This is a genomic window from Photobacterium lipolyticum (genome assembly GCF_003026475.1).
Lineage (GTDB): Bacteria > Pseudomonadota > Gammaproteobacteria > Enterobacterales > Vibrionaceae > Photobacterium > Photobacterium lipolyticum.
Genome location: NZ_PYMC01000009.1, coordinates 115618 through 137454 on the forward strand (window position 1 = coordinate 115618; position 21837 = coordinate 137454).

General features: G+C 45.0%; 21 protein-coding genes. 6 read left to right on the forward strand and 15 right to left on the reverse strand.

Translation table 11 applies throughout. The features are described from left to right. Nucleotides 1-35: 35 nt before the first annotated feature. Nucleotides 36-692: a nitroreductase family protein gene (locus C9I89_RS13795; RefSeq protein ID WP_107283917.1), complete on the forward strand. Its 657-nt coding sequence runs from the start codon at nt 36-38 to the stop codon at nt 690-692. A 131-nt stretch (nt 693-823) separates the two neighbouring features. Here the strand turns inward: C9I89_RS13795 and C9I89_RS13800 are convergent, their stop codons facing one another. From C9I89_RS13800 to C9I89_RS13810, 3 genes are all read right to left on the reverse strand, one after another. Beyond that, nucleotides 824-1018, reverse strand: a complete 195-nt coding sequence (locus C9I89_RS13800; protein WP_107283918.1) for a hypothetical protein — start codon at nt 1016-1018, stop codon at nt 824-826. 59 nt (nt 1019-1077) lie between these two features. Then, nucleotides 1078-1722, reverse strand: a complete 645-nt coding sequence (locus C9I89_RS13805) for a hypothetical protein (RefSeq protein WP_107283919.1) — start codon at nt 1720-1722, stop codon at nt 1078-1080. A 95-nt stretch (nt 1723-1817) separates the two neighbouring features. Continuing rightward, nucleotides 1818-2375, reverse strand: a complete 558-nt coding sequence (locus C9I89_RS13810; protein ID WP_107283920.1) for a hypothetical protein — start codon at nt 2373-2375, stop codon at nt 1818-1820. Between the two features lie 140 nt (nt 2376-2515). On the opposite strand from C9I89_RS13810, the gene C9I89_RS22545 reads away from it, so the two are divergent. Beyond that, the gene (locus C9I89_RS22545) at nt 2516-2668 is read left to right on the forward strand and encodes a hypothetical protein (RefSeq protein ID WP_170107702.1); all 153 of its coding nucleotides are present in this window, start codon (nt 2516-2518) and stop codon (nt 2666-2668) included. Between the two features lie 60 nt (nt 2669-2728). Here C9I89_RS22545 and C9I89_RS13815 read toward each other — a convergent pair whose 3' ends face one another. Continuing rightward, nucleotides 2729-3721 carry a helix-turn-helix transcriptional regulator gene (locus C9I89_RS13815; RefSeq protein WP_107283921.1) on the reverse strand — a complete coding sequence of 331 codons (993 nt, stop codon included), beginning with the start codon at nt 3719-3721 and terminating at the stop codon, nt 2729-2731. 514 nt (nt 3722-4235) lie between these two features. On the opposite strand from C9I89_RS13815, the gene C9I89_RS13820 reads away from it, so the two are divergent. Then, nucleotides 4236-6149 (forward strand): McrB family protein, encoded by a 1914-nt coding sequence (locus C9I89_RS13820; protein WP_245905490.1) that lies wholly within the window; start codon nt 4236-4238, stop codon nt 6147-6149. A 2-nt stretch (nt 6150-6151) separates the two neighbouring features. Next, nucleotides 6152-7498 carry an McrC family protein gene (locus C9I89_RS13825; RefSeq protein ID WP_107283922.1) on the forward strand — a complete coding sequence of 449 codons (1347 nt, stop codon included), beginning with the start codon at nt 6152-6154 and terminating at the stop codon, nt 7496-7498. 86 nt (nt 7499-7584) lie between these two features. Here C9I89_RS13825 and C9I89_RS13830 read toward each other — a convergent pair whose 3' ends face one another. Then, on the reverse strand, nt 7585-8778 hold the full coding sequence (locus C9I89_RS13830; protein ID WP_107283923.1) for an acetate/propionate family kinase: 1194 nt from the start codon (nt 8776-8778) through the stop codon (nt 7585-7587). Nucleotides 8779-9400: 622 nt separating this feature from the next. Between C9I89_RS13830 and C9I89_RS13835 the strand changes: the two genes are divergently transcribed. Further along, nucleotides 9401-10564, forward strand: a complete 1164-nt coding sequence (locus C9I89_RS13835) for a cyclic di-GMP phosphodiesterase (protein WP_107283924.1) — start codon at nt 9401-9403, stop codon at nt 10562-10564. A gap of 111 nt (nt 10565-10675) precedes the next feature. Here the strand turns inward: C9I89_RS13835 and C9I89_RS13840 are convergent, their stop codons facing one another. The 3 genes from C9I89_RS13840 to C9I89_RS13850 all read right to left on the reverse strand — a co-directional run bounded on the left by C9I89_RS13840 (nt 10676) and on the right by C9I89_RS13850 (nt 12684). Next, nucleotides 10676-11317 (reverse strand): TIGR04219 family outer membrane beta-barrel protein, encoded by a 642-nt coding sequence (locus C9I89_RS13840; protein WP_107283925.1) that lies wholly within the window; start codon nt 11315-11317, stop codon nt 10676-10678. Nucleotides 11318-11655: 338 nt separating this feature from the next. Continuing rightward, complete coding sequence (locus C9I89_RS13845) at nt 11656-11859, reverse strand: hypothetical protein (protein WP_107283926.1); 204 nt, start codon at nt 11857-11859, stop codon at nt 11656-11658. Between the two features lie 168 nt (nt 11860-12027). Continuing rightward, a complete protein-coding gene (locus C9I89_RS13850) occupies nt 12028-12684 on the reverse strand; it encodes a CatB-related O-acetyltransferase (protein ID WP_107283927.1) in 657 nt (218 codons plus the stop codon). A gap of 315 nt (nt 12685-12999) precedes the next feature. Here C9I89_RS13850 and yieH point away from each other — a divergent pair, with 315 nt between their 5' ends. Further along, on the forward strand, nt 13000-13656 hold the full coding sequence (yieH, locus tag C9I89_RS13855; RefSeq protein WP_107283928.1) for a 6-phosphogluconate phosphatase: 657 nt from the start codon (nt 13000-13002) through the stop codon (nt 13654-13656). Nucleotides 13657-13663: 7 nt separating this feature from the next. Here the strand turns inward: yieH and C9I89_RS13860 are convergent, their stop codons facing one another. The 7 genes from C9I89_RS13860 to C9I89_RS13890 form a co-directional block, all read right to left on the reverse strand. After that, a complete protein-coding gene (locus tag C9I89_RS13860; protein WP_107283929.1) occupies nt 13664-14932 on the reverse strand; it encodes a tetratricopeptide repeat protein in 1269 nt (422 codons plus the stop codon). A 265-nt stretch (nt 14933-15197) separates the two neighbouring features. Further along, nucleotides 15198-15887, reverse strand: coding sequence for an ABC transporter ATP-binding protein (locus C9I89_RS13865; RefSeq protein WP_107283930.1), 690 nt, complete (start codon nt 15885-15887; stop codon nt 15198-15200). Nucleotides 15888-15915: 28 nt separating this feature from the next. Beyond that, nucleotides 15916-17196 carry an ABC transporter permease gene (locus C9I89_RS13870; RefSeq protein ID WP_107283931.1) on the reverse strand — a complete coding sequence of 427 codons (1281 nt, stop codon included), beginning with the start codon at nt 17194-17196 and terminating at the stop codon, nt 15916-15918. Nucleotide 17197: 1 nt separating this feature from the next. Continuing rightward, nucleotides 17198-18415, reverse strand: a complete 1218-nt coding sequence (locus C9I89_RS13875; RefSeq protein WP_107283932.1) for an ABC transporter permease — start codon at nt 18413-18415, stop codon at nt 17198-17200. Beyond that, nucleotides 18412-19632 (reverse strand): TolC family protein, encoded by a 1221-nt coding sequence (locus C9I89_RS13880; RefSeq protein ID WP_245905496.1) that lies wholly within the window; start codon nt 19630-19632, stop codon nt 18412-18414. Before C9I89_RS13880 ends, C9I89_RS13875 begins: the two co-directional genes overlap by 4 nt. A 121-nt stretch (nt 19633-19753) precedes the next feature. Beyond that, nucleotides 19754-20887 (reverse strand): efflux RND transporter periplasmic adaptor subunit, encoded by a 1134-nt coding sequence (locus C9I89_RS13885; RefSeq protein WP_107283934.1) that lies wholly within the window; start codon nt 20885-20887, stop codon nt 19754-19756. A gap of 140 nt (nt 20888-21027) precedes the next feature. Continuing rightward, nucleotides 21028-21825 carry an alpha/beta hydrolase gene (locus C9I89_RS13890; protein WP_107283935.1) on the reverse strand — a complete coding sequence of 266 codons (798 nt, stop codon included), beginning with the start codon at nt 21823-21825 and terminating at the stop codon, nt 21028-21030. Nucleotides 21826-21837 lie beyond the last annotated feature (12 nt).

Consider the following 21837-nt stretch of genomic DNA (forward strand, 5'->3'; position numbering starts at 1 on the left):
TATTAATAATAGTTATTTATCATTATGGATATAAAATGACTCATCAAATTATCAGCGATTTAAATTCTCGTTACACAACAAAGAGATTTGATCCTTCGAAAAAAGTTTCTCAAGAAGATCTTGATGTAATATTAGAAGCGATTCGTTTATCGGCTTCTTCAATAAACTCTCAGCCTTGGAAGTTTATTGTTATCGAGAGTGATAAAGCAAAACAACGTATGCATGATACGTTTATTAATAAGTTTCAATTTAACCAACCTCATGTATTCAGTGCATCACATATTATTCTATTTGCCCATAACCCTGCCTATACCCGTGCGAATTATGAGGCTGTTGTTGATAAAGGCATTGAGGACAAGCGTACGAAACCTGAAGATAAAGAAAGTGCATTCGGCGGTTTTGTCTTTGCTGAGCTAAATACTGATGAAACAGGTAACACAGAAGCGTGGACTAAAGCACAAACATACATTGCCCTTGGTAATACGCTGCACACTGTTGCTCGTTTAAATATCGACTCTACGCCGATGGAGGGGATTGATAGTGAAATGATTAGCAAAGAGTTTGCAGCAGAACTCGATGGCCATGTTTGCCACGTTGCCCTTGCAATTGGATATCGTGACGAGAATACAGACTATAATGCTGCATTCCCTAAGTCTCGCTTAGCCATGGAAGATATTGTTGTAAAGCTGTAAGTAATGTTTTTGCTTACATGTGAACATAAACAATATGCAAAAAAACGGCCCTGAGCAGATGCCCAGAGCCGTTTTCCGTTCCGTAATTATCCTGTGTTCTAAGCAGGATATTAACCAAGCCCTTAGGCAACTTAGTCAAAACAACCTGATTCAGAATACAATACCCATAGGTCATCTCTATCCAGCTCCGCATCGGATTCATTCAGTTGCTGGTCAATCGTATCCCAGTCAGCGGTATCTGCGGCCTCAAAAAGTGTTCGAGTGCGCCCATGGAAGGCATCGACATGGTGGAGCTGCGAAGCTAACTCTTCAAGGATATCTTTCATTTGTGGTTCTCATTAATTAATGACGACAGTATTGCTACGACACACTGCTATGGGGTGATTCAGATATGTTGGTCAACAATAATCGCAAACGCTTCTTCGGCTGTTTTACCGTATTGGATCAGTGTCACCAGTGCATCTCGGTGTTCAGAAATCTGACGGGGAAGCGAGGTTTTATGGGCTTTGTAGTAGCCAAACATCAGCTTATGAGCTTCATCGCTGCTCATTAAGGGTGGTGCAGCCTTTTTGGGGCGAGTTACCCGCTTTTCGGTCAGGGTAATATAGTGATGAAATGAATCGGTCACGCTTTCCCAGTCGAACTCAAAGACTTCCTGACGGGCAAGCTTGGTATCCATTACTTCTTTTATTCCGCTGCCACAATCTTTTTTGGTCTGGTTCAGAACCAGGGCTTGCAGGAAAGGCAGGTTGTTTTCTTGCTGAAACTGGCCAATCACACCCAGCAGGCGTCCACAACGTACAGGAATGATAGATCTGATGTGCTCCCAGTCTGGATATGCATCATGCGCCAGCTGGCACAATTGCCCATAAGTGACGGTCTGCTTTTGCTTGGCCAGTTTTATTAATATCGGGTACAGTCGTGCAGCACATTTCAGGTCGAGGACAGTAACATTTCCGCCGTAGACGATCGCATCTTCTTCTGCCAGAACTGTATCTGATTTGTATAGCGCGTTGGTTTTAAATTCCATTGTATTTTTTATTGTCATCTGTCGTAGGGATGTCTCTATTATTCATACCTAAGCGTCATTTCATGACGTCTAAGGCTGAATACCAAGCAGGATCGTTAGTTACTAAAAGTCAGTACCAAATTTACACCGTTTCCCGGCTCACAAAGACAATAAAGGGTATTGATCTTAAATCGACTACGCACCAGATCTGTGACAAGCTGAAAATCATCAAGGCTACCATCCAGCCCGCGATGTATTGCATACCCCAGCGACCATTCCTGGCTATCAATCAGATCGCCACTTTCAGTTGGCGCAAGAAAAACCCGCGCATAGCGGTTGTTGCAGAGCGCCGATTCCAGCTCGCCTGGCGCAAGCGTGATCACCCCTTCTCTGTGGTAAATATGGCTAAGCAGCGGGATAAATTCAGCAGCACTGCAATCAGCCGCCATCACACCGCAATGGGGGTCGGGGATATCAACAGCTGGCAGCCACCACAAGGTAGTTTGTTTTCGTTGAACCGCCCAGTTGATCAGAGCCTGCTGGGGGAGGCGAATATCAATGACCACGAAAGTCGGGCCCTGTGGGCTGGTTGCCGAGAGCTGATCTGGCGAGCGAATGACCAAATTTTCGGTTTCCGTGAACAGCTCCGGGGTATCGGTGATCCATAACAGCATATCCGTTTTCTTTCTCTCTAATTGCCAAGTTATCAATATACCCCTGTTAAGCGTCAGAATATGTCGTTTTACCTAAAGTCACAGTGTGTCGCCGAGGTAAGGATAATCACTTAACAGTTAATCAAACCAGGAAAATAGAGATGAAAGAATATTTGGTTACATACAATTTAAATGGACGTTTAACTAAACGCCGCATATGGGCCTACCACGTCAGTGATGCCTATAAACGGATCCGCAATGAGGAGCCACCGAAAAGTCAAATCAGCTGGATAAAAACAGAAGAAATCAAATAAGTTTGCCAACTTTGACAAATCCAATAAAGGCGTTGTGGCGAACGCCTTTCGGGGAGGAGATTACTGATACTGCTGGGCCGCTTTTTTCAGGCTATCGGCCAACTCATTTCTCAGATCTATAGGGCCAAGCACCTGGCTGATATCTGAAATCGACATCAGCCACCATTTCAGCTCCTCGGTATAATTGACCTCCGCCCGAATAATGAAATGATGTGAGTCCGGATAAGTAACTTCCTGCTCGGGACTCAACGGTGTTTCGAGCAAGTGATAACCTTCAATATAAGCCACTTTTAGCTCAAGGGTAATCACTTCTTTTTTGGGAAAACTCATGCTGCCTTTTTCGAGATACGCAGATAAGTCAAAATCATCGGGCGAGCTAGATTGTTGCGACGTGAGTTCTGCACTGAGAACCCGATGCAAAACGAAATGGCGATATTCACCGCTGTCTCGCAAGGTGGCAACCAGATAATAAACATGCCCCCGCGCCACCAGCCCTAACGGATTGATCTGGTATTGCTTGCTATATCGTGGCGGGCGTGGCCGATAATCAATAACCAGCGTTTTCTGGTGGATCAAGGCCTGTTCGACGGTTTGCATCACCTGCTCGTTGATCGAAGCTTGACCAAGCTGAAAACCGGACGGCAGGCTGGCTATGCGCGACGGCCAGTTGTAGAGAGGATTTTCAGGTGTAGTTTCTAACTTGTGAGTCGCCTGGGCAAAGAAACCTTGCAGATTGTCATGAACCTGACTGGGGAGCAAGTGATGTGAGTGTTCCCTAAGCATGTTGATAGCCAGTGCTGTACTCGGTGTCATCTCCAGTGAGGCATAACTGACACCTCTTAGCCGAAACCAGCGGTGAGGTCTTACGCTATCATCACAGTTAATCGCATACTGGCAGCATAATGCTTCGATATCCCGTTGCAGCATTCGCATTGAGACCTCGAAACCGTCAGTGAGCAGCCTTTTTTTAAGTTCAATCGTTGTGGTATACCTGGGCTGCTGCGGGATATAGCGAAGTATTGCCATATGGCGTTGGGTGCGGGTGTCAGACATAATTCACTTCAGTATCGGCTTGATTGTCAAACTTAAATTCATTAATAGCAATTGAACCTCAATTCATCACTAACATTGACCTGTCCGGCAATTGTATCAGACAAATCAATCCATCGTCATTGATGCGCCGACTGAAACCCCAACAAAAACAGCAATGTGAAATCATTAAACCACTGCGGTACAATTTCCAGAAATTATCTCCTATCCGAACATGGCAAGACAGTTATTTATCCGTTACGTTACTCATCATAAGTGATATGAAGAGATCAGGTACTTACAAACCTTACTACTAGTGCTTGCACACTAATCGAAACTGATGCAAACGAGGAAATGTGAAAATTCCTTTCAGAACACCCTGATGGCGTCGCTGTCATTGATTTTTGCGGCCAGAGAACACAATCACTGAGACTAAACCAAGAGACTTTAAGTACCTTGTATTGATTGATTTCGCTCAACATATTGAAATGATAATTACCTCATTATTCACCCAAATAATAAGATTTGAAGGTAATCCGTGGCTATAGATAAGTTAATTAGTGATAGCAAAATTCAGCCCTTCTTTACCGAGTGGGATAATCGTACCCAAGTGCGATTTTCATCACTACTAGCAATGTTGACCGAAGTGTGTGGTGAGTTTGATGTATGGACATCACAAAGTGGTCTACGTTGCGGGTTAAAAGAACATAGCGAAAATAAAGGTCACCACCTCTTTCAAATTGATTTAAAAAAGGGGCACTTTGGCTTTGGAATAAGCCGTAGAATTGGAAATGATCAAGATAGTGCCTATACGACGGCCTGCGGTAAATATCATTTAATACCGAGAGTTGATTCGGAACAGGTCATGTCATACATCAAAGATAACCTGACCTCTAAAACACCACTTGCTCGTTCACTAGGTTTTCTTCCTAAAGAGCGAAAGGGGTTTCTACCAAGCGACTATGGGATAGCCCTATCAAGAGCTGAAAAGCTCATTGCTGCACTCAAAGATAATTTAGGGGATAGCTTTTCCACTCTAGAGCTTAAAGTCCTTATGGAAGATGCAGGTATCGCCGAAAGCTCATGTATTCCTAATGATTTCACATACAACCACTGGAACGATGGGGAAATCACGACTAAAAACTCAGAAGTAAAAAAAAGGAAGCTTCTGAAACAGGCATTGTTTGAGCGTAATGGTGAGAGTTACTGCTATCTCGGTCCTGAAAGTGACTATACCGGCCATATTTCCAATGCGGCAGAAGCGAAGGTAGGTAAATGGGAAAACGGTATGATTGTAGAATGGTATGTCAATAAGGATCCCCAAATGGCGTCATCTGTAGATAATAAAGTAATGAAGCATTCATCAGAATATCCTTTAAACTCAATCTACTATGGGCCTCCAGGTACAGGCAAAACCTATCATACCATTGAGGGAGCAGTACGCGCCGCTGAACCGGATTTTGTTGTCACAAACGATCGTGATGCATTAAAAACACAGTACGATGCATTGGTTAGCGCGAAACGTATTCGATTTGTCACTTTTCACCAAAGCTTTGGCTATGAGGAGTTTGTACAAGGGCTCCGCGCTGAAACGGATGACAACGGTCAGATCCGCTATCAGGTCAAAGACGGGATCTTCAAACAAATTTGTGATGATGCCTCAGGTGATCGGAACAACAATTACGTGCTCATTATTGATGAAATCAACCGCGGTAATATCTCGAAGATTTTTGGTGAACTGATCACCCTGATTGAACCTTCAAAACGCACCGGCGAAACAAATAAAGAGGCTCTGTCTGTTCGCCTGCCCTATTCAAAAGACACCGCTCCTGATTTTTCCGTACCGGATAATCTATACATTATCGGCACCATGAACACAGCAGATCGCTCCCTGGCCATGATGGATACCGCACTGCGCCGTCGTTTCGATTTCAAAGAGATGATGCCCAACCCTGCACGGCTACAAGATACGGTTGTGCATGGTATTAATTTGCGCGATCTGTTAACCATAATGAACCAACGGATCGAGGTTCTGTACAATCGTGAACATACCCTAGGACACGCTTTTTTTATTCCGGTAAAAGAAATGATGGAGCAACGGGGCGAGAAAGCGGCTTTTGTGGAACTACAGTCGGCATTTAAAAATAAGATCATTCCGCTACTTGAAGAATATTTCTTCGAAGACTGGCACAAGATCCGCTTGATACTAGGTGACAACCAGAAAAAGGAAGACTGTCAGTTTGTTCAGGAACACCGCTTAAATAATCTTAACGATTTGTTTGGCCCTGGCTACGAGGCTGATAGTTTCGGGCAGCAGCAGAGCAGGTATGAAATCAATTCGTCAGCCTTTACCTCAATACAAGCGTACCTGGGTATTTTGGGGGGTAACGTTTCCGCCAACCCTGCTGATTCAACGCTGCAACGTGTTAATCCGGAAACGGAAGCGGCTTAACGATGAAAACCTATCATGTGTTTGAATATGGTTATCTCAGCCCCAGTAAGCTGGACGATCCGCGTTGTATCGCGATCCCCAAAGCGGCTTTCGACTATCTCGAAGAGTGCTGCCTGAGCCAGAGTGATCAAGGCGGGGCTGATTTACCTTTCCTACAATATCGCTCGTTACGCGGCAACAAAGTTATTCAGGTTAAGAACTATGTCGGGATACTTAGCACTCCGCAAGGCGTTCAGATTGAGGTATTACCCAAAATAGGCAAAACGGGTAATGGCGAAGAGGGCATATTTCAATCACGCAGGAAGTTGCTCACCATGCTGAGTGCATTGCGGGATTTTAAACATCTTGAAACTGAGGCGGCAAATGTTGCGACGACACGGTTGCCGTTGTTTGAGGTGTTTATAGGCCAATTTTTAAACAGTGTGAATAACCTTGTGAAACAGGGGCTGCGTTCTGATTATGTCGCTAAGCAAGATAACCTTAATTTTCAAAAAGGCAAATTGTTGGTGGCTCAGCAATTAAAGCATAACCTGACCAAACCGCATAAATTCTGCGTTGAATATGATGAGTATTTACAGAATCGCCCTGAAAATCGATTGCTCCATTCGGCACTGAAAAAAGTGGCGGGGTACACGGGCTCAATAGCACACCAAAGGCTGTGTCGGGAGTTAGATTTCGCTTTTTCGGATGTGCCATTAAGTCTTAATGTGAAGCGAGATCTGGCAGCAGTTCGACTCGACCGGGGGATGAATTATTATCAGGCTCCGCTGGACTGGGCGGCGATGATCCTTGAAGGGATCACACCGATGAGCATGCAAGGTTCCGTGAATGCGGTATCGTTGCTGTTCCCGATGGAGAAAGTGTTCGAAGCCTATGTGGCCAAGATACTACGCAGACAGCTCAAACCGGAATATCAGCTGCAAACTCAAGCAAGTAGCAAAGCGTTAGTGAGCCATGGTCAGCGTGACTTTTTCCGGTTAATGCCTGATTTGCTGATCAGACAAGGGAATCTTGATCGCATTGTGCTAGATACCAAGTGGAAGCTGATTGATAGTTCGAAATCGACTACCTCCGATAAATACGGTCTGTCACAAGCCGATTTTTATCAGATGTTCGCCTACGGCCATAAATACCTTAATGGTGAGGGGGAATTATATTTAATTTATCCGGCACATGATGACTTCAACCAGCCCATCGAGCTTAGCTTCGATTTTTCTTTTCATGATAATGGTGAAACAAAGCTCACGCTATGGGTTGTGCCGTTTTGTGTGGCTCCTATTGCAGAAAACAGTCGGTTAAAACTGCCCGTAAATTGCTCGCTGGTGACCAACGGCTATTTAAAAGACTAACTTCGCGGCAGAAACAAAAAACGGCCCTGAGCTAATGCCCAGGGCCGTTTCTAATTCAGTACTAACCCGACAGGGTTGGTGATCAATTACGCGTGCAGTAACGCCATAGATTCTTTGGCAATTACCCACTCTTCGTTGGTTGGAATCACCATTGCAACTGGCGTGTTTGGCTTGGTGATGATGCCACGGTTGCCAAAACGTGCGGCGGCGTTCGCTTCTTCGTCTTCAAGGTAACCGAAGATCTTCAGGTTCTCTAGGATCTTGCTCCGGATTGGCTGCGAATTTTCACCAATACCGGCTGTGAAGATGATGCCATCAAGTTTATCCAGAGCTACCATGTAAGAACCAATGTATTTTGAAACACGGTAAGTGAATATATCAAATGCCAGGGTTGCGCCTTCGTGGCCATTTTCCATCGCCTCGATAATGCCGCGGCAATCGCTTGTCAGGCCGGAAACACCTAACAGGCCCGACTTAGAGTTAAGCTCTTTGAAAACCTCTTCCGGAGACCAGCCTTTTTTCAGCATAAACTCGATGATGCTTGGATCAAGGTCACCACAACGGGTACCCATCATAAGGCCAGATAATGGCGTAAAGCCCATGCTGGTATCAACACTTTTACCGTTCTTAATCGCACAAACTGATGCGCCATTGCCTAGGTGAACAGAGATAAAACTGCTCTCGTCGATAGGCTTATTGATCATCTTGGCAGCTTCACGGCTGACGAAATAGTGGCTCGTGCCATGGAAACCATAGCGGCGAATACCGTATTCTTTATATAGCTTCTGAGAAATAGCACCAATGTACGCCTTCGCTGGCATCGTCTGGTGGAAAGCAGTATCGAATACCGCGTATTGTGCCAGTGTCGGGAACGCTTTCATCGCCACGCGCATGCCAATCGCATGGGCAGGGTTATGCAGTGGAGCCAGATCGCTCAGGTTCTCAATTTCCTGCACAACAGCTTCGTCAATTTTAACTGTCTTCGTAAACTTCTCACCACCATGTACAACACGGTGACCGACAGCCACAATATCCTGCTTAATGCCTAGCTCTTCAAGCAGGGCTACAATACGGTTTACGGCTTGCTGGTGGTGATTACCAGAATCGTCAAGTTTGTACTCCTGTTTTTCGCCGTTGATTTTCCAGCTAACGTTAGCTTCAGGAAGGCCGAAACACTCACCAAGACCACTCAGTGTTGACTCACCGCTCACAGTATCGATTAACGCAAATTTAAGTGAAGAACTACCAGAATTGATTACAAGAACTAGAGAATTGCTCATGGTTATCTCATCAGAATATTAAGGGCAAAAGTAAGGACAAAATGTTTGTCCTGTTACACGTCATTTTACATCAGCAGAGGAAAATGTGTGGAGCAGCATTTTCTCGGCGTTATTTATCTTTAACATATTACTCAATTTTTTTTGAAAGTCTCAACTTTTGTTTCCAAAAAATACGGTTTTTTGAAGATGCTCGGGATCAGATCAATTTACAGGTAATAAAATCGCTTTAATTCGTACATAAACCGACCTCTGGCTCAAAATTAGTTGAGTATTTTCACTTGAACACGCGGTGTCATTCAACCTGATTCCGGCTACAGACCAATTATTATCATCAAGCCCATAAGCAAAAAGCTGAACGTCAAACTTCGGCCAAATGAATGGCTGCTGACCTTCCGCTGGAAAACTCGCCTTTCGGGAGTGAGTGTTTATCCCCTACTGCCAGATGGCGCTATATATGCCCCACGTCACACGTTGCTTATAAAGTCAGCAACTCTTAGTGAAATACCTCTCTCATTGAATCAAAAGCAGTGTGAACAATCAAAATCAGGCATTATAGCCACGAGTTGTAATATTTGTCCCTGTAATAGCCTGGTGACATAGTTAGCATGGAAACAATTAAGTGATGTTGGAAAAATTACCGGTTAGCAAAATTCAAATTGGAATGTTCGTTGTTGACGTTGAAGATAAAGAGCGACGGATTTCAGTTTGCAATCCGGGAGTAGTAAAGCATCAGAAGGCTCTCGAAAATCTACGCAATAAGGGGGTTGTGTGGGTTTGGATCGATCCGACTCGCTTCGTTGAGATAGGTGCTACGCCGTCGGCTTCGGGGGAAAGTCGTCCCTCGCCGAAATCAAGAAAAAGCACAGGCTTCAGCGGTAATGTGGATCAGGCGCGCCATCTAATAGACGAATCGAAAAGTCTTCTTGAGAAAGTACTGGAAGATGTCTATCAGGGCAAAAGTGTCGATATTGAGCCTATTAAAGATCTTGCTGATGACATAGTTAATTCAATTGTGCATAGCCCCGATGCCTTCCAATGTGTGGCTGCACTCAGAAATAAAGACTGCTACTTACTGGAACACTCGCTGAATGTCGCTTTTCTCTTGGTCAATTTTGGCCGTTTCCTCGGTTTTGAGCCGGCGGTACTGAAAGATCTTGCGGTCGGCGGAGTGCTTCATGATATTGGTAAAACTCAGGTTCAAGACGAAATATTACATAAACCTGGCAAGCTCACGGCGGAAGAGTTTGAACACATGAAGCTTCATCAGGTATTGTCACAACCGATTTTAGAACGCTTTCCCGGCCTGTCACGAGTCAGTATAGACGTCAGCCTGATGCACCATGAAAAGCTGGATGGTAGCGGGTATCCGAACGGGTTAAAAGACAAAAGCATTTCTCTGGTGGGACGTATGAGCAGTATCGCTGATATTTACGACGCCTTAACCGCGACCCGATGTTATAAGGAAGCCATGAGCCCGGCAGCAGCTTTCAAATTGATGACGGGATTAGTCCCGCATCACCTTGATCCCTCTTTACTTAAACAGTTTATTCGTTGTGTCGGTTTCTATCCTGTCGGATCGCTAGTTAAACTGTCTGATGGCCAAGTGGGGCTGGTCTGGAAATCAAATGATAAAGAGATGACCAAGCCTGTCGTTAAATGCTTTTATTCATTGAAATTCAATCGCTATCGCCAGGTTAAATACATCAACCTTGCTAAAAGTGAGTTATTCATTGAAGGCGGGCTAACGCCGGGAAAAATTGGTATTGATCCGACACCGTTTCGATAGTTCTGGATCCGTCTGTCACGGCGTGCCTATACCCAAGTGATTACTCAAGATACGAAACAGGCCGCCATGGGCGACCTGTTACCGTCTCTGTGTCGTAAGTAAGAGTTGGTCTTAAAAATCCAGATTTACACCTGCAAACAGACCATCCGTCTTAGCATCCAAATCAGTGGTCAAGTCATCAAATCCCACTAAATCAAGCTGATGAACTCTATATCCTGCTTGTAGTTCAAGATCAAAAGCATAAAGGCCGATTGCATACTGAATACCGACTGACGCATCAATCATGTGGTTGTCGCTGTAAGCTATACCATTACCTTTTGCAAATACAAACAGCGGCGTTCCAGGAATGCCGACTTCTGCTCCTGCATACAAATGCGGTATAAATCCACTAAACTTCTCAAGTGAAACACCGATGATTTTACCATCAGAAAATTCAGTAATGCCAACACCCGCATCCAATGACACTAAGTCATTGTCAAGAAACTCATAATACAGCGTGTAATCACGCTTAGTGTAGGCATAGTCATCGTTATCAACTTCAGACTGACCTATTTTAAAATTTGGGATAAGGGGTATAAAGTGCTCTAAAGAAGCTTCAAAAGTATAACTATAGTCATCACCATCAACCTCAGAACCTGCAAAATTATGCGTTTGTTGCCACATATTAACTTCAACATCTGCACCTAGCATCACGTCAGCAGAAGCCATAAACGGAGCGGCAGATAAAATAGCGGCTAACATTGTTTTTTTCACTGTTATTGTCCTTGATAATTTCTAAATGTAATTTGCAGTCAGGCCAGAGAAAAGTGACAAAATCACTTTGTCACATCCATGCTCTCGCTGTCGCCATATTATCATCATTATCAATAGTAAGACTGGTCTTATCTCTGAGGCAAATAATCCTTCAAAATCCCACAGCAATGATTTATCTCGCTAGCTACTTGATAAACCAAGCTTAACTGGAACCGATTCATTTTTAAGTGATATTATTTTTTTGCTGAGGAAGAGGAATAATCATGGCCGCCAAGGCAATCATCTACATATAGAGGACGTTCACTGTGTGGGTATAGCGAACGCCTGTTCAGAGACTGCTATAAATTCATCAGGCTTTCCAGCATGTTTTCTTGACTCTTAAACCTGAACTCCATCTCCTTAGATCGATTCCGGACTACAATTGAGCCCCTAAAAAAAGTCTCGTCCTCAAGAATTTTATCAAGAAACCCAATGGCGGCATCTGCTGAATAAAAATGCGCCGGAATATTATCAGACAAAATAGTACAACGTAAAAGATCCATCTTTCTCTCCATAGAATTTGATAATCAAGGCTAAAATACCCCCAATGCAATCGATTACATTGATGTGGATCAAACGGCCTCTTTCATCAGTAAGAGAACGTTGCCAGACAATTCTGCGACAGCATCTTGATGCTGATTTGGTTATATACCAAGAGGTCTTTTTTATTGTTAAAATTGCCGGTAGCGTTCAAACAATCCTTCAATATCAGAACTGCACATTAAATCCATATTATCCTGCAGCTTCTCCAGCGGCCAAGACCACCATTTCATATCAAGCAACATCGCGATTTGCTGCTCAGTAAAACGTTTCTTAACTGCCTTTCCCGGGTTTCCAACCACAACGGTATAAGGTTCGACGTCTTTGGTGACGACCGCACGGGCACCAATTACGGCACCATCACCAATGGTGACGCCCGGCATAATGACGCATTCACTGCCAACCCAGACATCATTACCGACAATAGTATCACCAGCGCGTTCAAAGCCGGATTTAACCTTTTCGCCAAACACTTCATAGTCAAAAGGAAAGGAGGATATCCAATCGTGCCGGTGACCCTGGTTACCCGCCAGCATAAATATAGCGCCGGAGGCGATTGAGCAATACTTGCCTATGATCAATTTATCGACTTCGCCAAAGACTCCTGATTCCCATATCTTCTGGCTCGAGGCATCACCCAGCAGATAATGTACACACTGATCTTCAAAATGTTTCTCGTGGTAAAAACCGGAATAGTAGGTGTAATCACCCACCTGGATATTCGGGTTGGTAATATGGTTTTTTACTTCATATCCGCCAAGCCAGGTCGGAAAAATTGATGATGACATAATTATCCCTTTTTAATTATGTAACACTTTCAAGTCAGATCTGAACGTCAATGATCTACAGAGCGAGCCTATAATACTGCGTGTTTATTGTGCTTTTTCCCAAAAGTATATACCCAAACCAGTTCAAGATGCATGAATCCGAGCATCTTGAGGTTACTTGGGGATAGGCAAGCGACTGGCTCGGTCTCTCATTTCTCCACACTGCCTCGTCCATTAAGCCGATTAAGCTAACAAATACACAATGCGCATATTGTAGAAACACGCGTGCTGTATTAACCGTATATAAGAACGTAATACAACTTGGGATCCTCCGCGATGGACAGAGAGTGTAATATCCGGTGTGTCATTTTTGATTGCGATGGCACTTTGGTTGACAGTGAAAAGCTGTGTAATCAGGCATTGGTCACTGTTTTTGCCCGTTTTGGTGTCACTCTCAGTCTTGATGACTGCTTACGTCATTTTCAGGGTGGCAAAATGGCTGATATTCTGGCTGATACCTGCGAAAGAGTCGGCTTATTGATTTCAATTGATATTCTCGAACCCCTTTACCGCCAGGAGTGTGAACGTTTATTTAAGCAAGGTTTGAATCCGGTTCAGGGAGTACCTGAGCTGCTCGAAATGCTGGCCGCTAATGATTATGAAATGTGCATCGCTTCTAATGCCCCAGTCAGCAAAATTGAGCATACCCTTCGCCTGACCGGCCTGTTACCCTATTTTGAAGGCAAACTATTCAGTGCATTCGAAGCCAACAGCTGGAAACCGGAACCCGATATTCTGCACTTTGCTGCCATGAATATGGGAGTACCACTCAAACAATGTGCCTTTGTTGATGACACAGTGAAAGGTGTGCAGGCTGGTATCAACGCCGAGATCTGCACATTTCATTTTCTTACCACACCGGAGTCAGTACGGGTTGATCATCCTAATGTCACTACGCTCACCCGAATGCCTCAGTTACTTGAGTATATTTAGGATCTGTTTATGACTTATCTGACTTAGCCTCAGTTTCAGCGATCAATGTATCCCATGATGTAACCCAGCTCTGCTGCTGGTATTGCTGCGTGGCTGTTGCATTGTTATCAGCCACACTACTTATCTCAACCTCTGACTTACAAGTGCTACCCTCTTGGTCTGATTGCTCAGTTAAAGGGATTTCTGCAGAATAACCATCCGTCGGTACGGTATTGGCGGGTTCCTCACCCACGGTACTCTCTTCGTCAAGCAGTGCGTCCAATTGCTCATCGGAGGGATAATAACCACTGCGGCCATACATATTATCCAACAAATGGATGACCAGATGTTTAGCCACTGGTTTATCCTGCAATATTTTATAGACAGACTTTGCCACGCTCTGGACACTCATAATCGACTCAATACCGATGGCTTGCGCCACACGGTCACGATCCTTTTTTGCTTCTTTATTACCGGAAGCATAGGCAATAGAAAACCAGACATAAGCAACCGCAGCATCATTTACATCAGAGCCAACATGCATTTTAGCGGCTAAATATTGCGCTTCTGTATTACCTTGCTCAGCAGCACGCTCCAACCAGTAGATGGCACACTGCTTATCTTTCTTAACGGCAACCCCAGTCTGGTAGCAATAAGCTGTTTTCATAAAACCTGCGACATCATTATTTCTTGCTGCCCTTAAACGCCAGCAAAACGCGTGATGCGGATTTTTTTCAGGGTTCGGATCTGCAACAAACCAATCCCCCAAAAAAAGCTGCGCCGGGATATACTCCATTTCCGCCGCTGCGGTCATATTTTCGATCCCGGCATCAAAGTCAACATCAACACCATGGCCTTGAAGTAAACAGTGACCAAGGTTGAACAGCGCTTCTGGCTCTTTTTGCTTAGATCTGACCACGGCATCCCAATACTGAGATTTCGCTTCACCCTGTGGATCATCAACATCCTGACGACACAGGCGAGCTAACGCATGCTGGCCGATTTCATTACCTAAATCTGCGGCTTTCTGATACCAGTTAACCGCCTCACGTATGTTCGTCAGCTCATACTCCTTTGCTAAAGATAACTGACTTGGAATATGGCCGGTTTGTCCTTTAAAAATCTTCTCTTCGCGCTCAGATATTTTCGCTTTTTCCAGCACGAGCCTATATTTTCTATCTTTCAAAGCCTGCAGTCTTGCTGCTTCCTGCTGTTTTTTTGACACAATAAAATATCGTATCACTAACCAAATCAGTGGGATCCCAAGCAGGCCTAACCCCATCACAATGTCTGACATAACGCCCCAGGCAAACAGAATTACTCCATCTCTATAACGGCCGAACACGGAACTTCTATAGCCATTAAATTTCAGATAAAGCGCTTTTGATAAAAACCCCTATTAAAATATAGTAATAGAGATACTGTGATATAAAACACGCTAATTATTACCTGCACTTAAAATGGAGGTAAAGATAACGAATTCAGTCATCAAGAGTACTGAACTTATTTTAAAATAGACCGCTGATTGTTAAGTGAACACCTCAACAACGTCGATCTTAAGCTTACTCGCTGGTAAGCATTTCATCGCCGACAACTTTCCCATCTTTAATATTAATAATGCGTTTTGTACGACGGGCCAGGGCGTTATCGTGGGTAACAATAATCAAAGTGCATCCTTCCTGATGTAATTCATTGAATAACGCTTCAATCTCGGCTCCCGATTTTGAATCCAACGCGCCAGTCGGCTCGTCGGCCAGGATGATTTGTGGGTCATTCACTAAAGCGCGAGCAATCGCAACACGCTGCTTTTGGCCACCAGAAAGCTGGTTAGGTTTATGATTCATCCGTTCGCCTAACCCCACGCGTTTTAACAATTCTGCCGCTTTGGCCCGGCGGATTTTGGCACTCACACCAGAGTACACCAAGGGTAAAGCAACATTTTCGAGTGCCGTAGCATATTCCAATAAGTTGAAACTCTGAAACACGAAGCCAATCTTGTTGTTACGAATTGCCGCGAGTTCATTACGGCTCAGGGCTGAGACGTCACTATCATCTAATTGATAATGACCTGACGACGGTTTATCTAAACAACCTAATACGTTCATAAGTGTCGACTTTCCTGAACCCGAAGGTCCAAGAATCGATAAAAACTCGCCTTTGTTAATGGTAAGGCTAATACCATCTAGCGCGTAAACATCGTCATCACCACTTTTGTAGTGCTTACTGATGCCTTCAAGTTGAACAAGGGACATGATCTTCCTCGGATAAATTTCTGAACAGCTATTCACTTTGCAGTGCTTCTAATGGCGTAATGCTTGCTGCACGGCGAACAGGAAACCATGCCGCGGCAATACCGACGATACTCAGTGCCAGTATGACGAGGCTGACAATGGTGAGCGACAGCTCTGGGGTTGGCTTGCCTAAATAGTCATAGAACCCACTCCCCTGAATAGGAATGTGTCGCAGCAGTTGAACGAGGCCATATGTTAAGCCCAGTCCTATAAGGCCACCAATAAAGACCGTGATGAACGCCTGGATCAGATAGTGTAATTTGATGTCACGGGGTTTGGCTCCAACGGCCATTCTGACGCCGATATCGCGCGTCGCACGTTTGACCGTGGCGTACATGACATTGGCGATACCAATACCGGCAACGGCCAGGGTGACAAAACCAATAATGCCCAGAAAACTCTGCAATCCAATGAGGAATTGACGCATGGTTTTTTGCCTTAACAGCATGTCTTGCATCTGGAGCAGTTGTTCATCTTGCATGCTGCCTCCATATTTTCTCGCGATCACTTGCTCCGCAGTATTGGCGATTGTCTCACGATCAAGTCCGTCGACAGGCTTGATATGAATAGCCCCAATCGATGCATTAACATTGAAACGTTGCCAGGTTGTAAAGGGGACAAATAGGGCGTAATCAATGGGGATTCCATCTTCAATGTTGGAAGTGTTCGCGTTCAACACACCGATGACGGTGAATTTTTCGTCACCCACATTTACCTGTTTGCCAATCGGGGATGATTCTAATTCAGGCATGTTGTCCCAATCAAAGTCATCGCTATCGTTGAACAAACTGACTGCGGCACTGTGACCAATCACGATGACTTTTCGTTGTTCTTTCATATCTAAAGGATTAAACCACCGCCCGCCAGCCGCAACAGCTAATCCTGTTAGATCTTTGTATTGAGGATAGACCGCCAGAGGTTGTTGCCAGGTACCATTATCTTCATTTCGTACAGAGGCATCCCATGTTGCACTGGGCTCGGCTTGCTCAACTGCCGGTAAAGCCCGTAATACATCGGCATCCTCGGATTTGAGCTTTAGCTGCTTGCCTTTCGAGAAATTTCCGTAGTCTTGGGTGGCGTATCCGCCCGTTAACATAATGAGATTACCATTACCGTTACTGGTGGTACGAATAAGCCCTTGCCGCAAGCCTTCACCAATGGCGAGCATAGAAGCAATAGATACCGTTGCCCAGACAATCGCCAATATTGTCAGACCAAGGCGCAATTTTTCAGCGGCCATTTCTTGTAGAATTTGTCGGAGTGGAAACATGCTATGCCCTCGCGCTTAACGCAATAACGGGCGTCAGATTTGATGCACGACGTGCGGGAAAAAATGAAGCCAGCAACGCAAGAATCACCGTGACAGAGAGCGCCATCAACATAGCGTCTAAAGTAAGTGCGGGGTTGCCGAGCCAGTCTGGCAATCCCATTTGATTCATGATGACAACCAAACAATAAGAGATGCTGACGCCCAGCAATGTGCCAATTGCCACCAACACGCCCCCCTCAAATAAAAAATGCACCAAGATATTGTTAGGTGTAGCACCTATCGCCAGACGTACCCCAATTTCCCGGGTGCGTTCGGTGACCGATAAAAACATAATATTGGCAACACCCAATGCGCCTACCGCCAATGTCATCGCGCCACTGGCTCCAAGAAATAATTGAATACCCCGCAGCAGCGCCGTAAAGAACTTAGCATCTTGACTAAAATCAGGGAGCCACACCGCACGACGATCGGTCGGGTCAAAGTGTTTTTGATTGGCAAAAAAAGACTGCAAGCTTTGCCGCAAGATCACCCCTGACGTTCCTTCGGCAGGAGCAACCATAACCTGTGACGGTTTATCACGCCATAGATCGGTAAAGGTTGTACTGGGAATGATGACCTGGTTTTCTTCATTTCCCATCGACATGCCACCTTCACTTTGCTTAGTAATACCCGCAACCAGAAAAGGGATCCCATTCACCTTTAGCTTATCGCCAATGGCTAAATTGCCTTGTTTTGCCAATTGCCAACCAATGATCGCTATGCGGTTATGATTATTCAGATCACTCTGGCTGATATCACGTGAACCAGGTGTGAGTTTGACTTTACGCATGCAAACATAGTAATTGTCTACACCACGAATATAACCGGGTAGCGTATGCCCTGTAATATCAGTCACACTGGCATCCCACTTACGGTATAACACTGATACCGTTTTTATCGCGGATTGGTTTTGTAGCTGACGAAATTCTGGCTCGGTAAATGTCAGTTCGCGACGGGCAGGTAGCCCTTTCCATGGTTTGCTTGTCATTTCGGGGACAGCCAATTGGGTGTCGCTCATTAGTAATGAAAAAGACCTGGCGTTTATTTGATAGAAACCTTCACCTAAAGCCATCAGCACTAACACCGACACAATGCCCCATACGATAGCAATAATGGCGAGTAGGCTCCGCAGTCGATGAGCAAAAAGCGTTTGCGCAATTTGTTGTAGCATCGGCATCATGATTCGAGTGCTCTCGAAATTTGCTTAATCGTCGCGTCATCCAATTTACCCACTGATTGCAATAATGACACACGGTGTTGCCAGTATTGATAAAGTAGTGCTTGTAGGTTGTTTTTGCTGCTAAATAAATTGTTATGAGCGGTGATAATATCTGTCGCATCGACTAAACCTGCGTCATAAACGGCTTGTTTACTTTCCAGTACTTTTACTCGTGAGGCAATTTGTTGCTGTGCCATTTCTACCCGTTTCCAGTCAAGTTGCACTTGGTTAAAACGACTCTGAATGGTTTGTTTTATCTTGATTTCAACAATACGAAGATCTTGTTTGGCCTGACTGATTGACAGACTGAAACGATCAACATTCGCACGGGTTGCACCATTTAAATCAATAGGAATAGTTAAGCTGAGTCCGGCACTCAGATCATCACTGTTACGGCGATCGTTATCACTATAACTTAGCGAGCCTTCAATGGTTGGGTAGTATCCCGCTTTGGCTTGATCGTACTGGTATTGAGTGGCCTTTAACGTTTGTTGAGCCGCCAATAATTCAGGGCTGTTATTTCGTGCCAGTGCTAACCATTGCTTTTCGCTATTAACCAACATCGTGGGTTGTTTCAATGACGTTGTACTGATTTCATTAACTGAATCAGGCACTTGGTTAATCAAGGCAATTAAAGCCGCTTGAAGCGTATCAATTTCCGAACGTGTTTGTAGAATCAGCGCTTGCTCATCAACGTGGTTCGCGCGCATATCTTCAACTTCTGTCGCCATGACACCGCCGGCGGCATAACGCTGCTCGGTGATTTTGAGCATTTTCTGCCCGTCATCCAGTTTCTGCTGGACTAAGCGCAAATCCCCCTGAGCCTTAGCTAAATCAAGGTAGGCCGTGATCAGTTTTTCGGCGAGATCATTGTGTGCTTGACGTTCTTTCAATTGCGAACTGACAAAAGAGGCTTCTGAGGCCGCTAAACTTGACCATTTCGAGCTGTCCCAAATGGTCTGGCTCAGGCTTACTGAATAGCCATTGGTGTTATCACCGCTGTCGCTCCAGTTTGAGTTAGCATTTGCGCTTAGCCCCGGAAGCAAATCGCTACGGCTTGAACGAATGCTGGTTTCGCTGACTTGGGTATCAATTTGCGCTTTTTGGTAGCTTGGATCGTAGGCTTTAGATGCCTCCCATGCCTGTTCTATGGTGATGGCATAACTCGGTGCAACCATTCCTATGACTAACACCGAACCCAAAATACTGAATGCTTTATTGGCTAAAAACGACTGATGCCGTAACTCAGGCTTTTTATACACACGAGGCTTTTTAGCGGTAACATTCTGCTGAGTCAGCTCAGGCATTAGGTATCGCTCCCATCATACTGAAATCAACAATTTGTTCGCCTTGTTCTAAGCCAGAAATAACCTCCACATTTATCCCGTCAGATAAGCCTAGCTTGACCGGATCCGCACGGAATCCTGGCTCAGACGCATCAGGGATCAATACTTCAGGATCGTTGCCACTAAACCGCAAAGCACGTTCTGGGATCGTTGTAATTTTTTCTGCTTTTTTCAGAGTGATTTGTGCCGTTGCTGAGAAGCCAGAACGAATAATGAGGCCTTCGGGGAAGTGAATATTGTTTACTTCGACTTGAAAGCCATTATCAAAACTGCGTACTGATGAGTCTTGTTCTGAATTCAGTTTTTCGGACTGCACGGCAACTTTACTCAAAGTGCCTGTTACTACTGTTTCGGGATAAGGTGCGAGCGTCATGGTTACGGGCATACCCACACTCAATTGCGCGGCATCGTGTTCGCTCACGCTGCCTTTGAATATCATGTCACTCATGTCGGCTAATGACATCATTTGAGTAGCCGATTGGCTCGACTCTGTCGATATAATCGGTTCACCCACATCAACACTTAGGTTCAATACCGTGCCAGAAATAGGCGCCACGATCGTTGACGTGAGTTTTGACTCCCCTACTGATGATTCACCACTGCGGATCAGGTCTAAATTCTGTTGTTTTTGCAGTAAATCGGCATTGTTCTGGCGTACATCGGCTTGCGCTTGAATATAGTCGCCGTAGTTTTTAGGAATGACTTGGTTTTGAACCAGGCGTTCAAGATTTGAAAGCTTTTGCTTGGAGGATTCTAACTGCGCCTGACTCGACATCAGCTCGGTGAAGGCCTGCGTTAAACGTTGCGGCGTTGGGTTAGGACGGATCTTGATCAGTGGTGTGCCTGCTTCAACGTTCTCACCAACATGATGATAGATCTCGCCAACGATCCCTTCAATTTGAGATTTAATCTGCACGGAATGCGCGGGCACAATTTGTCCAACAGCAACAGCTTGTTTTTCGATGGTTCCGATTTCAACAGTAATTAACGGTAATGGCATCTCATCTTCAGCACTCATTGTGAAGTAATAGCCAGCACCGACGACAACCGCAGTTGTAATGGCTGCCGCAATCCAGCGTTTTTTCATGATTTTTTCCGTTTAAAGGCGAATATCTGTATGATTATCTTGAGTCAGACCTTGCCGCCTGACTTAAGTTCAGGCGAAATAATACAACGTTCAATAACGGGTGTCATGTATGGTTTTGCATGCACAGAAGACGGACATGATTAAAGATCTCCAAATCTACCTTGATCATTGTTCCGTATTGTTGACAGATCCAGCGCGCGCCTTAGCCCTGCAATGTATTCAGGATACAGCGAAATATCGTTATGATCGGCTCTGGCGATAACGGTAACAGCCATCAGTTGATCGGTGAACTGTGCAATTAACCGTTCAGTGCTGGCCCGGGGGATCACCCGGTCATTTTCTGCAATAAAGATGTAGGTTTTCGCAGTAATGTTTTTTACTCGATGTAATGACTGAAATTTATCTTTGATCAGCAAAGAAACCGGCAACATCCAATAGACCGTTTTCGCGACATTTTCAATGCTATCGAAGGGCGTTACCAGTATCAGTTTTTCCACCTTTCGGTTAGCCGCCACATAGGTGGCAACGCCGGAACCGAGACTCCTTCCCATCAATGAAATTCGCCGGTGTCTGGCTTTAATCTGTTCAAAAATATGCAACGCATCACTGTAAAGATGCTCTTCGGTCGGCTCACCGGTGCTATTGCCATAGCCCCGGTAGGAAATTAAATACACGGTATAATCGGGCAGTACTGCCTCAAAAAAAGGAATGTTCTCTTCGATGCGTTCGGCATTACCGCCATAATACAGTAACGCTTTAGGCTGCCCCCCATTGACCACCCAGCCGTTCAACTGCTCGCCATCCGTGTCGAAGTGAATTGCAGCCGCACCGATCATTCCACCAGCCGGTTGCGGAAAATACAAAAACTTACGTTGCAGCGCGAAAAGAGCGAGGCAGAAGGCAACATAGAGCAGCAACGCCACCAACACACTTTTCATCCTCGTATCCTG